This is a genomic window from Pseudomonas borbori, assembly GCF_900115555.1.
In the GTDB taxonomy this organism is placed as follows: Bacteria; Pseudomonadota; Gammaproteobacteria; order Pseudomonadales; family Pseudomonadaceae; genus Aquipseudomonas; species Aquipseudomonas borbori.
Map to the genome: position 1 here is coordinate 206,124 of NZ_FOWX01000004.1, position 13,000 is coordinate 219,123.

Annotated in this window: 10 protein-coding genes; all 10 read right to left on the reverse strand. The window is 62.7% G+C overall.

Translation table 11 applies throughout. The features are described from left to right. Positions 1-75: 75 nt before the first annotated feature. Entirely contained in the window at positions 76-1,629 is a 1,554-nt protein-coding gene (locus tag BM315_RS04645) for a SpoVR family protein (RefSeq protein WP_170862162.1), read from the reverse strand. Between the two features lie 23 nt (positions 1,630-1,652). Continuing rightward, positions 1,653-2,924 (reverse strand): YeaH/YhbH family protein, encoded by a 1,272-nt coding sequence (locus BM315_RS04650; RefSeq protein ID WP_090498297.1) that lies wholly within the window; start codon positions 2,922-2,924, stop codon positions 1,653-1,655. A 102-nt stretch (positions 2,925-3,026) separates the two neighbouring features. Then, on the reverse strand, positions 3,027-4,949 hold the full coding sequence (locus tag BM315_RS04655; RefSeq protein WP_090498299.1) for a PrkA family serine protein kinase: 1,923 nt from the start codon (positions 4,947-4,949) through the stop codon (positions 3,027-3,029). Between the two features lie 281 nt (positions 4,950-5,230). After that, positions 5,231-5,560, reverse strand: coding sequence for a thiosulfate sulfurtransferase GlpE (glpE, locus tag BM315_RS04660; protein WP_090498301.1), 330 nt, complete (start codon positions 5,558-5,560; stop codon positions 5,231-5,233). After that, the gene (locus BM315_RS04665; protein ID WP_090498303.1) at positions 5,557-6,381 is read right to left on the reverse strand and encodes a symmetrical bis(5'-nucleosyl)-tetraphosphatase; all 825 of its coding nucleotides are present in this window, start codon (positions 6,379-6,381) and stop codon (positions 5,557-5,559) included. The genes glpE and BM315_RS04665 overlap by 4 nt, the downstream gene beginning before the upstream one ends. Next, entirely contained in the window at positions 6,381-6,761 is a 381-nt protein-coding gene (apaG, locus tag BM315_RS04670) for a Co2+/Mg2+ efflux protein ApaG (protein ID WP_090498305.1), read from the reverse strand. Before apaG ends, BM315_RS04665 begins: the two co-directional genes overlap by 1 nt. 40 nt (positions 6,762-6,801) lie before the next feature. Continuing rightward, on the reverse strand, positions 6,802-7,608 hold the full coding sequence (gene rsmA, locus BM315_RS04675) for a 16S rRNA (adenine(1518)-N(6)/adenine(1519)-N(6))-dimethyltransferase RsmA (protein ID WP_090498307.1): 807 nt from the start codon (positions 7,606-7,608) through the stop codon (positions 6,802-6,804). A 149-nt stretch (positions 7,609-7,757) separates the two neighbouring features. Next, entirely contained in the window at positions 7,758-8,756 is a 999-nt protein-coding gene (pdxA, locus tag BM315_RS04685) for a 4-hydroxythreonine-4-phosphate dehydrogenase PdxA (protein ID WP_090498311.1), read from the reverse strand. Positions 8,757-8,889: 133 nt separating this feature from the next. After that, positions 8,890-10,182 carry a peptidylprolyl isomerase gene (locus BM315_RS04690; protein ID WP_090498314.1) on the reverse strand — a complete coding sequence of 431 codons (1,293 nt, stop codon included), beginning with the start codon at positions 10,180-10,182 and terminating at the stop codon, positions 8,890-8,892. After that, a complete protein-coding gene (locus BM315_RS04695) occupies positions 10,163-12,970 on the reverse strand; it encodes an LPS-assembly protein LptD (RefSeq protein ID WP_090498316.1) in 2,808 nt (935 codons plus the stop codon). The genes BM315_RS04690 and BM315_RS04695 overlap by 20 nt, the downstream gene beginning before the upstream one ends. Between the last annotated feature and the right edge of the window lie 30 nt (positions 12,971-13,000).

A 13,000-nucleotide genomic window follows, 5' to 3' on the forward strand; every position in this document is an offset into this window, starting at 1 on the left:
CTGGCCACCTTGCTTGCTTCAAACGCAGTTGCTCACGTCATCCAGGCTAATGGGGGCGTGGCTAGCGGGGTGCGCTCAGATCGGCGGAATCACCAGATCGAGTCGCGGGTAGTCGCCATCGGGGTCGGCCTCGCCCTTGGGCGGCACGTGCTGGGTGTCGATCAGTTTGTCGCCCTGCAGGGTTTCCAGGTGAATGTCGAAACCCCACAGGCGATGCAGGTGCTTGAGCACTTCGTCGGTGGAGTTGCCCAGGGGTTTGCGGTCGTGCTGCTGGTGGCGCAGGGTCAGCGAGCGGTCGCCGCGGCGGTCGATGCTCCAGATCTGGATGTTGGGCTCGCGATTGCCCAGGTTGTACTGGGCCGCCAGGGTCTCGCGGATGCTCTGGTAGCCCGGCTCGTCATGGATGGCCGGGACCAGTAATTCATCCTTCTGGTCGTCATCGAGAATGCTGAACAGCTTGAGGTCGCGGATCACCTTGGGCGACAGGTACTGCAGGATGAAACTCTCGTCCTTGAAGCTGCTCATGGCGAACTTGAGGGTCGTCAGCCAGTCGCTGCCGGCGATCTCGGGGAACCAGCGCTTGTCCTCATCGGTGGGCTCTTCGCAGATCCGGCGGATGTCGCGGTACATGGCGAAACCCAGGGTGTAGGGGTTGATGCCGCTGTAGTAGGGGCTGTCGAAGGGCGGCTGATAGATCACGCTGGTGTGCGACTGGAGGAACTCCATCATGAAGCCGTCGGTGACCAGGCCTTCCTCATACAGGTCGTTCATCAGGGTGTAATGCCAGAAGCAGGCCCAGCCTTCGTTCATCACCTGGGTCTGGCGCTGCGGATAGAAATACTGGGCGATCTTGCGCACGATGCGGATCACTTCGCGCTGCCAGGGTTCGAGCAGGGGGGCGTGTTTCTCCAGGAAGTACAGGATGTTTTCCTGCGGCTCCGAGGGGAAGCGCTTGTTGTCTTGCTCGCCGCGCTTGCCGGCGCCCTTGGGAATGGTGCGCCAGAGGTCGTTGATCTGTTTCTGCAGATGCTCTTCGCGCTCCTTCTGCCGGCGCCGCTCCTCTTCGGCGGAAATCGGGTAGGGGCGCTTGTAGCGGTCGACCCCGTAATTCATCAGGGCATGGCAGGAATCGAGCAGGTCTTCCACCGCATCGATGCCATGGCGTTCCTCGCACTGCATGATGTACTGCTTGGCGAACACCAGGTAGTCGACGATCGAGCTGGCGTCGGTCCAGGTGCGGAACAGGTAGTTGCCCTTGAAGAAGCTGTTGTGGCCGTAGCAGGCGTGGGCGATCACCAGGGCCTGCATGCACATGGTGTTCTCTTCCATCAGGTAGGCGATGCAGGGATCGGAGTTGATCACGATCTCGTAGGCCAGGCCCATCTGTCCGCGTTTGTAATTCTTCTCGGTGCTGAGGAAGTGTTTGCCATAGGACCAGTGGTGATAACCCAGGGGCATGCCCACCGATGCGTAGGCGTCCATCATCTGCTCGGCGGTGATCAGCTCGATTTGGATGGGGTAGGTGTCCAGCGCATAGCGTTCGGCGAGCCGGCCGATTTCGCGGTCGTAGGCGCCAATCAGCTCGAAGGTCCACTCCGAGCCGGTGGAGATCGGTTGGCGTTTCTTCACGGGTACGCTGCTGTCATGCGCTGTCATGTCGCAAGCCTCCGCTGGAACAGTTCGCGGAACACGGGGTAGATATCGCCTGCCGACACCAGCTGCTGTTGGGCGAAGGTGTCGTCAAAGGCTTCGCTGACCTGCTCGTACTCGAACCACAGCGCCTGGTGCTCGCGCGGGGTGATCTCGACGTAGGTGAAGTACTGCACGAACGGCATGATCTGCTTGATCAATATATCCCGGCAGATCGGTGAGTCGTCGTTCCAGTTGTCGCCATCCGACGCCTGGGCGCCATAGATATTCCACTCGTTGGTGGGATAGCGCTCGGCCATGATCTCCTGCATCAGTTTCAGCGCGCTGGAGACTATGGTGCCGCCGGTCTCGCGGGAGTAGAAGAACTCCTCCTCGTCCACCTCCTTGGCGCTGGTGTGGTGGCGGATGAACACCACGTCGATCTTGTCGTAGTTACGCTTGAGAAACAGGTACAGCAGGATGAAAAAGCGCTTGGCAATGTCCTTGGTGGCCTGGGTCATGGAGCCGGAGACGTCCATCAGGCAGAACATCACCGCCTTCGAGCTGGGATTGGGCTGCTTGATCAGCAGGTTGTATTTGAGGTCGAAGGTGTCGAGGAAGGGCACCCGTTTTATCCGGGATTGGAGCTTGCCGATTTCCGCTTCAAGCGCCTGGATGTCGCCGAAGTTGTCCGGCTCCTCGCGCTTCAGCCGCTCCAGTTCGAGCTGTGCCTCTTTCAGCTTGGTGCGGCTGCTGCCGGACAGGGCGATGCGCCGGGCATGGGCCGAGCGCAGGGTGCGCACTATGTTGATCCGCGACGGATTGCCTTCGTTGCTGATGCCGGCGCGTACGGTCTTGAAAGTGTCGGCACCGGTCAGGTGGCGCTTGACCAGATTGGGCAGTTCGAGATCCTCGAACATGAAGTCGAGAAATTCTTCCTGGGTGATCTGAAAGACGAATTCGTCCATGCCTTCGCCGGTGTTGCTGGCCTTGCCCGCGCCGCGGCCGCCGCCACCGCCCGGCGGCCGCGGAATGCGTTCGCCCGCGGTGAATTCCTTGTTGCCCGGATGGACGATGGTCTGCTTGCCGCCGCGGCCATGGTGAAACACCGGCTCATCGATGTCGCGTCCGGGGATGCTGATCTGCTCGCCGTGCTCCATGTCGGTAATGGAGCGGCGGCTCACCGCCTCTTCGACGGCTTTCTTTATGTGCTCGCGGTAACGCCGCAAGAAACGCTGGCGGTTTACCGTGCTCTTGTTCTTGCCGTTCAGGCGTCGGTCGATCACATGGCTCATGGGGCCCCTCCGGGGAGCTGCAAGCCACAAGCCACAAGCTGCAAGAGCGGTCCACTCCTGAACCTCTTGCTTGCAGCTTAAAGCTTGCTGCTTATGGCTGCCTTACTGCGATTTACGAACCCGCAGATACCATTCGGACAGCAGGCGTACCTGCTTGTCGGTGTAGCCGCGCTCGACCATGCGAGTGACGAAATCGTTGTGTTTCTGTTGATCCTCCTTGCTCGCCTTGGCGTTGAAACTGATGACCGGCAGCAGGTCTTCGGTATTGGAGAACATCTTCTTCTCGATCACCACGCGCAGCTTCTCGTAGCTGAGCCAGGTCGGGTTCTTGCCGTTGTTGTTGGCCCGGGCGCGCAGCACGAAGTTGACGATCTCGTTGCGGAAATCCTTCGGGTTGCTGATGCCGGCCGGTTTCTCGATCTTCTCCAGCTCTTCGTTGAGCGCGACGCGGTTGAGGATCTCGCCGGTTTCCGGGTCGCGGTACTCCTGATCCTGGATCCAGAAGTCGGCGTACAGCACGTAGCGGTCGAAGATGTTCTGCCCGTATTCGCTGTAGGACTCCAGGTAGGCGGTCTGGATTTCCTTGCCGATGAACTCGATGTAGCGCGGCGCCAGGTACTCCTTGATGAAGCGCAGGTAGCGCTCGCGGGTTTCGGCGGGGAACTGCTCCTGTTCGATCTGCTGCTCCAGTACATAGAGCAGGTGCACCGGGTTGGCGGCGATCTCGTGGGGGTCGAAGTTGAACACCTTGGACAGGATCTTGAAGGCGAAGCGGGTCGACAGGCCGTTCATGCCCTCGTCGACGCCGGCGTTGTCACGGTACTCCTGGATCGACTTGGCCTTGGGGTCGGTGTCCTTGAGATTTTCGCCGTCGTAGACGCGCATCTTCGAGTAGATATTCGAGTTCTCCGGTTCCTTCAGGCGGCTCAGTACCGAGAACTGGGCGAGCATCTTCAGGGTGTCCGGCGCGCAATGGGCCTTGGCCAGCGAGCTGTTGGTGAGGAGTTTCTCGTAGATCTTGATTTCGTCGGTGACGCGCAGGCAGTAGGGCACCTTGACGATGTAGATACGGTCGATGAACGCCTCGTTGTTCTTGTTGTTGCGGAAGTTGTGCCACTCCGACTCGTTGGAGTGGGCCAGCAGGATGCCGCTGTAGGGAATCGCGCCGAGGCCCTCGGTGCTGTTGTAGTTGCCTTCCTGGGTGGCGGTCAGCAGCGGGTGCAGTACCTTGATCGGCGCCTTGAACATCTCGACGAATTCCATCAAACCCTGGTTGGCTCGACACAGGGCGCCGGAATAGCTGTAGGCGTCGGCGTCGTTCTGCGGGAATTCCTCCAGCTTGCGGATATCCACCTTGCCGACCAGGGCGGAGATGTCCTGGTTGTTCTCGTCGCCCGGCTCGGTCTTGGCGATGGCGATCTGGTTGAGGATCGAGGGGTACAGCTTGACCACGCGGAACTGGCTGATGTCGCCACCGAATTCGGTCAGGCGCTTGGTCGCCCAGGGCGACATGATGCTGTTCAGGTAGCGCTGCGGAATGCCGTATTCCTCTTCGAGGATGGTGCCATCCTCGTCGACGTTGAACAGGCCGAGCGGCGATTCGAACACCGGCGAGCCCTTGATCGCATAGAAGGGCACTTTTTCCATCAGGTGCTTGAGCTTTTCCGCCAGCGACGACTTGCCGCCGCCAACCGGGCCGAGCAGGTAGAGGATCTGCTTCTTCTCTTCCAGGCCCTGGGCGGCGTGGCGGAAGTAGGAGACGATCTGGTCGATGCACTCTTCCATGCCGTGGAAGTCGGCGAAGGTCGGATAGCGGCGGATCACCTTGTTGGAGAAGATCCGCGACAGCCGAGAGTTGCTTGAGGTGTCGAGCAATTCAGGCTCGCCAATCGCCAGCAGCAGACGCTCGGCTGCAGTGGCGTAGGCGCTGCGATCCTGTTTGCACAGTTCGAGGTACTCCTGCAGGGAGAATTCCTCCTGCCGAGTCGCCTCGAAACGTTGTTGGAAGTGGCTGAAAATGCTCATGACTTCACCTCGCTCGATGCTTAGAGCCGCCGTGGCATCGGTCGTGCGGGTGCGGGTGATCGGCTGACATGTCAGCCCAGGAAAATCCCCCAGAACACCTAAAGGTCTTACCGATGGCCCGGATGCCGGCTAGCCGGCTCTACCTTGATTTTGGATGGCCTGAGCTAAAGGATAGTTCGGAATCGGCAAGGTCAAGTGGCAACGAACGATAACAGGATATTACCGCTGCTTAGAGATGGGCGGTAGCCCAGTGTTGGCGTGGCTTGGCGCGGGTAAATTTTTTATTCGTCCGGCGTTTGTGCGGTCTCTTCCGGAAAGGTCGCACGCCACAGTTCGAAGCCGCCATCCAGGCTGTACACCGCGCTGAAGCCTTGGCCGACCAGGTAGGCGGCGGCGCTCTGGCTGGAGTTGCCGTGGTAGCAGGTGACGATCAGCGGCAGGTCGAGGTCGGCCCTGGCGATGAAGTCATGCAGCGAGTGATTGTCCAGGTGCTGCGAGCCTTTGATATGGCCGGCGGCAAAGCTCTGCGGATCGCGGATGTCGACCACCACGGCGCCTTGTTGGCGCAGAGCCTGAGCAGTGGATGGGGGGATACGTGTGAACTCGCTCATGGGTGCACCTCACTGCAGTCACAGCGGTGGCGTTCGCCGCTGTCGATATTCAATAGGGTCAGGGCGCCACCCCACACGCAACCGGTGTCCAGGGCGAACAGGCCGGGTTCCTCGCAGCGACCTTCCAGGGCCGCCCAGTGGCCGAAGATGATCTTCTGTCCGCGGGTCTTGCGCTGCTTGTAGCTGAACCAGGGCGCATAGCCGGGCGGCGAACTGGCAACGCCTTCCTTGCTTTTCAGGTCCAGGGTGCCATCGGCCGTGCAGAAGCGCATGCGCGTGAAGTAGTTGGTGATCACCCGCAGGCGGGCCACACCGTGCAGATCCTTGTCCCACTTGGCCGGCTCGTTGCCGTACATGCCATCGAGGTAGAGCGGGAAGCGCGCGTCGTCGCGCAGGGCTTCCTCGACCTCGGCCGCGCGCCTGAGGGCTTTGGTCAGCGACCATTGCGGCGGGATGCCGGCATGCACCAGGACGATGTCGCGCTCGGCGTCGTAATGCAGCAGCTTCTGCCGGCGCAGCCAGTCGAGCAGATCGGCGCGATCAGGGGCGTCGAGAATCTCCTGCAGGGTGTCGCTCTTCTTCAGTCGTTCGATATTGCAGGCGACGGCCAGCAGGTGCAGGTCATGGTTGCCCAGCACGCAGGTCAGCGCAGCGCGCATCTGGTAGAGAAAGCGCAGGGTGGCGAGCGATTGCGGACCGCGGTTGACCAGGTCGCCGACCAGCCACAGGCGATCTTCGGTCGGGTCGAAGGCGACCCGCTGCAGCAGGCATTGCAAGGGTTTCAGGCAGCCCTGCAGGTCGCCGACGGCATAGGTCGCCATCAGTGCAGCGAGCCTGGAACCGCCAGGCGGAATGGCGCGATCAGGGCATCGAACTGCTTGCCGTCTTCGGCGAGCATCTGGTAGCTGCCCTGCATGGTGCCGACGCGGGTGGCCATGACGGTGCCGCTGCTGTAGGTGTGGCTGTCGCCGACTGCGATCAGCGGCTGCTGGCCGACCACGCCGGCGCCGCGCACCTCCTGCACATGACCGTTGCCATCGGTGATGAGCCAGTGGCGCGACAGCAGTTTGGCCGGCAACTGACCCTGGTTGACGATGGTCACGTCATAGGCGAAGGCGAAGCGGTCCTGCTCCGGTTGCGACTGCTCCGGCAAATAGCGGGTGGTGACGCTGACGTCGACCTGGTAACGGGGGTCTGCCATGAACTAGAACTCGATAAGCTGAAAAGCCAGTTTAGCCGGCTCAGGCGGCGTTGGGTTGCTCGGCCAGCCGGTCGGCCAGGCGGACGAAGGCGGCCAGATCCAACTGTTCGGGGCGCAGGCTGCCATCCACGCCGGCTGCTTCGATCTCATCGGCACTGAGCAGCGCCTTGAGCGTGTTGCGCAGGGTCTTGCGCCGCTGGTTGAAAGCCTCGCGCACCACGTTCTCGAGCAGGCGGTGGTCCTTGGCCGGATGGGGCAACACTGCATGCGGTACCAGACGCACGATCGCCGAGTCGATCTTGGGCGGCGGATTGAACGCGCCGGGGCCGACATTGAATAGATGCTCCACCCGGCAATGATACTGCACCATGATCGACAGCCGGCCCCAGTCCTTGCCGCCGGGGCCTGCCGCCAGACGCTCGACCACTTCCTTCTGCAGCATGAAGTGCATGTCGCGGATCAGGGCGGCGTTGTTCAGCAGGTGGAAAATCAGCGGGGTGGAGATGTTGTACGGCAGGTTGCCGACCACGCGCAGGCTATGCGGGGCGGGGTCCAGGCTGGCGAAGTCGAACTTCAGGGCGTCGCCCTGATGCAGCTGGAAACGCGGCTCGGCGGCAAACTTGGCGTTGAGGATCGGGATCAGGTCGCGATCCAGCTCGATCACGTCGAGTTGTGCGCCGCTGTCGAGCAGGCCTTCGGTGAGGGCGCCCTGGCCCGGGCCGATCTCCAGCACGCGTTCGCCTTCACGGGCATGGATGGCGCGCAGGATGCGGTGGATGACGCCGGCGTCGTGCAGAAAGTTCTGGCCGAAGCGCTTGCGCGCGCGGTGGTGGTGATGGTCGGACAAGACGGCAGCTCCAAGTTTCAAGCCACAAGCGACAAGCAAGAGCCCAAAGCAAAATTGCGAAGGCGCGCAGCTTACCAGTTGCGGCCGGTGACGGCACCCTGCCAGGCTTACCGCTTACCGCTTACCGCTTACCGCTTACCGCTTACCGCTTACCGCTTACCGCCGGCTGCTGCCATCTGATAGGCGGTGTCCAGGGCGACCTGCAGGCTGCCGCTGTCGATCCTGCCGCTGCCGGCCAGATCCAGGGCCGTGCCGTGATCGACCGAGGTGCGGATGATCGGCAGGCCCAGGGTGATATTGACGGCGGCGCCGAAGCCCTTGTACTTGAGCACCGGCAGGCCCTGGTCGTGGTACATCGCCAGCACGGCGTCGCAGTGCTCGAGGTGCTTGGGGGTGAACAGGGTGTCGGCCGGCAGCGGGCCGACCAGGTCGATGCCTTCGCCGCGAAGCAGCTCGAGGGTCGGTTCTATCACCTCGATTTCCTCGCGGCCGAGGTGGCCGCCTTCACCGGCATGCGGGTTGAGGCCGCAGACCAGAATGCGTGGCCGGGCGATGCCGAATTTGCTGCGCAGGTCATGGTCGAGGATGCGACTGACCCGGGTCAGGCGCTCGGCGGTGATGGCGGCGGCGACATCCTTGAGCGGCAGGTGGGTGGTCACCAGGGCCACGCGCAGGCCGTGGGTGGCGAGCATCATCACCACCTGTTCGCTGTGGGTCAGTTCGGCGAGAAATTCGGTATGCCCGGAGAAGGCGATGCCGGCCTGGTTGATCACGCCCTTGTGCACCGGTGCGGTGATCATGCCGGCGAAATGCCCGTCGAGGCAGCCCTGACCGGCGCGGGTCAGGGTTTCCAGTACATAAGCGGCATTGGCCGGGTCCAGTTGGCCGGGCTGTACGGCGGCAGTCAAGGGCGTGTCCCAGACGAACAGACTGCCGGCCGCTGCGGGCGCGCTCGGCCAGTTGCCGGGGCCGACCGTGATCAAGCGGATATCCAGGTTCAGGCAGTTGGCGCGTTCGGCGAGCAGTTCGCGGCTGGCGATGGCGATCAGCGCATGGGGTTGCGCCTGGCGAGCGAGCAGCAGGCACAGGTCGGGGCCGATGCCCGCCGGCTCGCCAGGGGTCAGGGCGAAGAGCTGTTGTGCAGTCATGGTCAGGTTCTCGGTTGTGCCTTCCGCCTGGGTGTCGAGGTAGGCGGTGTCAGTGTACGCCGCGCCGCCGTGGAGCGAAAAAAGCCCGGCGCTGCGAGGAGCAGGCGCCGGGCTTCGATCTGCTGCGTTGGGCCTACAGCTTGATTTCGACGTAGGCCTCGTCGCGGATCTGCCGCAACCAGGCTTGCAGTTCTTCGTCGTACTTGCGGTTGCGTAGCACGGTCAAGGCCTGCTGCTCGCGGAACTGCGCGCTGCTATCGGTGGCGCGGCGGCCGACAACCTGCAGCACGTGCCAGCCGTAAGGGCTCTTGAACGGTTTCGACAGCTCGCCGCTGGCGGTGTTGCTCATCACCTCGCGGAACTCCGGCACCAGCGCGCTCGGGTCGATCCAGTCGAGGCTGCCGCCGTTGAGGGCCGAGCCCGGGTCTTCGGAGAAGCTCTTCGCCAGCTCGCTGAAATCTTCGCCGGCCAGCAGGCGCTCGTGCAGGCGTTCGGCCAGGCGCTTGGTTTCCGCTTCGCTGCGAATCTCGCTGGGCTTGATCAGGATGTGCCGAACGTTGACCTCTTCGAGAACCTGGGTGCCGCCACCGCGTTTTTCCAGGAGCTTGAGCATGATGAAGCCGCCGGGGGTACGCATGGGTTCGGTGACGTCACCGACCGCCATCGCGCCGATCATGGCGTCGAATGGTGGTGGCAGTTGCGCCGCTTTGCGCCAGCCCATCTCGCCGCCTTCAAGAGCGTTCTCGCTGGCCGAGTGGGTCACGGCCATCTGGGCGAAGTCGGCGCCTTCGCGCAGTTGCTGGTGCAGTTCCTTGGCCTGGCGCTCAGCCGCCTGAATCGCTTGCGGGGAGGAACCGTCGGGCAGTGCAATGATGATATTGGCCAGGCGGAATTCTTCCGAGAGCTGCAGCTTGCCGAGGTCGGAGGCGAGGAAGTTCTGCACTTCCTGGTCGGTGACCTGGATGCGCTCGGCCACCCGGCGTTGACGCACGCGGCTGATGACCATCTCGCGGCGCACCTGGTCGCGGGCGTCGGCATAGGACAGGCCGTCCTGCACCAGGGCGGCGCGGAACTGCTCGAGGCTCATGCCGTTGCGCTGGGCGATGCTGGCCAGCGCCTGGTTGAGTTCTTCATCGGTGATGCGAATGCCGGAGCGGTCGCCAATCTGCAGCTGGATGTTCTCGATGATCAGGCGCTCCAGCACCTGTTGGCTGAGCACCTGCTCCGGCGGCAGTGCCGCGCCGCGTTTGCCGATGGTCTGTTGCACCTCGCGCAGGCGCGCGTCCAGCTGGCTCTGCATGATGACGTCGTTGTCGACAATCGCCACGACGCGGTTCAGCGGTTGCACCTCGGCCTGCGCCGCGGCACCCAGAAACAGCGCGCCCAGCAGCAGCGGGCGCACGCAGTCAGAAAGCTTGATCTTCACGTTTACGATAACCTTGAATGCCTTGATCGAGGAAAGTCTCGACCTTGTTGCCTGTCACACCGCCCAGGCCCTTGAGGACGATTTGCAGGAAGATGCCGCGGTCCGGCTCGTCATTCAGCGACGGGTTCAGGCTGACTTCGTCATAGTCGATCCAGTAGCGATTGATCAGGCGCAGCTTCCAGCAGCAGCTGTCGTACTCGAAACCGCCGAAGGCTTCGAGGGTGCGATCGCGACCGTAATCGTACTGCCAGCGCGAGATCAGGTTCCACTGCGGGACGATCGGCCAGATCACCGAGAAGTCATGCTGGCTGACCTTGTAGTAGTCCTTGATGAAGTTGGGGTTGGGGCTGCCGTCGGCCAGTGTTGGGCTGCCAAAGTCGCCGCCGCCGATCACCCAGTTACCGGTGGTCTGGTCAAACCTGATGGTGTCGTTGCGGTAGCGGTAGCCGGCATTGACCACCTTGTTCGGGTTGTCTTCCGGCTGGTAGTGGAACATCGCGCTGCCCGAGCGGGTGCGGCGGGTGTCCGGATCCCAGTTGAAGTCGGAGGAGAAGCGCCAGTCGCGGTTGAAGCGGTACAGGTATTCGAGGGCGTACGGCGAGACGGAGGATGTGTAGTCAGAGCGATCCCGCAAGGGTGACGTGTTTGCTCGTCCGCTGAAGCTGTCAGGCAATGTCACCTGGCGGTCTTCGAAGTAGAAGGCCTGGCCGATGCTGAAGCGCTGGCGCTCGAAGCCGTTTGCCTCGATCCAACGGTTGGTGACGCCCAGCGACAGCTTGTTCTCGTCGCCGATGCGGTCCTTGCCGGAGAAGCGGTTCTCGCGGAACAGCGAGGCGTAGCTGAAGGTGCTCTCGCCGGTGTCGAACAGCGGAATGTCGGTCTGGTCTTCCTCGGGCACATAGAGGTAGAACAGCCGCGGCTCCAGGGTCTGGCGATAGGACTTGCCGAACAAGGTGGTGTCGCGGTCGAAGTACAGGCCGCTGTCCACGCTGAAGATCGGGACGCCGCGGTCCTGGCTGCTGTTGAACTCCTGTTCGGCCAGCAGGCTGGTCTTGCCCTGCTGGTCGAGGCTCAGGTCGTAATTGGTCTGCAGGTATTTGACCTGGGGCTTGAGAAAGCCCCAGCTCCAGTTCAGCGGCAGGCTGACGGCCGGCTCCAGGTGCAGGCGGTTGCCGTTGGCGCGGGCCAGGCCGCGCAGGTTCGCGTCATACCAGGCTTGTTCGGCTACACCTTCTTCATTGATGAAGAAGCCGTCACGCAGGTCGCGGTCGAAGCGTACCAGTTCGCTGCCGTAGCTGAGATTCAGGCCGCCGGGCTGGAATGGCAGGGCGCCGTTCAGGGTGATCTGCGGCAGACGGTTGTAAGGCGTGAGATCGGTGATGGTGGCCAGTTCGTAAGCATGGGCATTCAGCCGCGCGGTGTAGCTGTTGCCGCGATAGGTCAGGGTGCCGCGCTGGTTGACATAGGTGGCGGTGTCGATGCCGAGATCGGTGTCCAGATCCTGGAAGTAATAGGGGTCGCTGATGTCGGTGTAGTCGACCTCGGCCAGCAGGCGCGAGTTGAGGCCGCCCTTGTGTTTCCAGCTATACAGCCAGCGCTGGTCTGCGTAGTCCGACTGCAGTTTGCGGTCGTCATTGCTGTCGTCGAGGTAAGCCGCGCCAAACTGGCCCTCGCTGCTCTTGGTCAGGTAGCGGCCCTCGCCCTCGAGGAGCAGACCACGGTCGCTCATGTAGGTCGGGTAGAGCGTGGCGTCGTAGTTCGGCGCCAGGTTGAAGTAGTAGGGCGTTTGCAGCGTCAGACCATTATCGCTGGAGCTGCTGATGCTCGGCGGCAGGAAGCCGGACTGGCGGCGATCATCGATCGGGAAATAGATATAGGGGGTGTAGAAAACCGGGAAGTCTTTCACCCGCAGGGTCACGTTGGTCGCGGTGCCGAAGCCGGTGGCCGGGTTCAGGGTGACGTTATTGCCCTTCAGGTGCCAGGAATTGCTGCCCGGTTCACAGGAGGTGTAGGTACCGTCTTTCAGGCGGATAACCGCGGTTTCTTCGCGCTTGGCGTAGAGTGCGCTGCCGCGTACATGGCTTTTGTGCAGCACATACTCGGCGTTATCGACCCGGGCTTCGCCGTTGTCGAGTTGCAGCTCGGCGCGATCGCCGACCACCAGCATGCCCTGATCGCGCAGGCGCACGTTGCCGATCAGTTCGCCGCGGTTCTCCGCCTGGTGCAGGCTGGCTTCGTCGGCCTCGACCTGCATGCCGGCCTGGCGCAGCACCACATCGCCGGCCAGGGTGGCGACCTGTTGTTCCTGCTCATAGCGCGAGGCCTTGGCGGAAACGAACAGCGGCGCCTGACTCATCGGCGTCTTGTCGTTCATCCCCGGGCGGCTCGGTTCTACATAGCCGCCCGCACAGTAGGGGCCGATTTCTGCCAGTTGCGCTTCGTTCAGGTTCTCGCGGGGCACCCAGTCCAGGTGGCTATAGTCGGCGCTGCGCGACGCCAGGGCTTTGCCGCCGCTCTGCGTAACCAGGGTGGCGCCGGAGGCCCGAGTCGCGCCAGGGCTGCCCTGGTGCTGAGCCGTGGTCGTTGTCGCAGTTTTTGCCGCGGGCCGCTCCGGCACCGCCGCGCTACTGGTTTTCGGGGCGCATGCCCAGCCTCCGCCGGCGGATGCCTGGCAGTCGAATTGCTCGGCGGCGACGGCGAATTGACTGGCCAGTGGCTGCAAGGCCAGAAGACCGCCAGTAACCAGAAGGGGGAATTTTTTGCGGAACCTAGGGTATTTTACTGCCATCTTGTTATCCGGGCTTCCTGCGCGCATTGG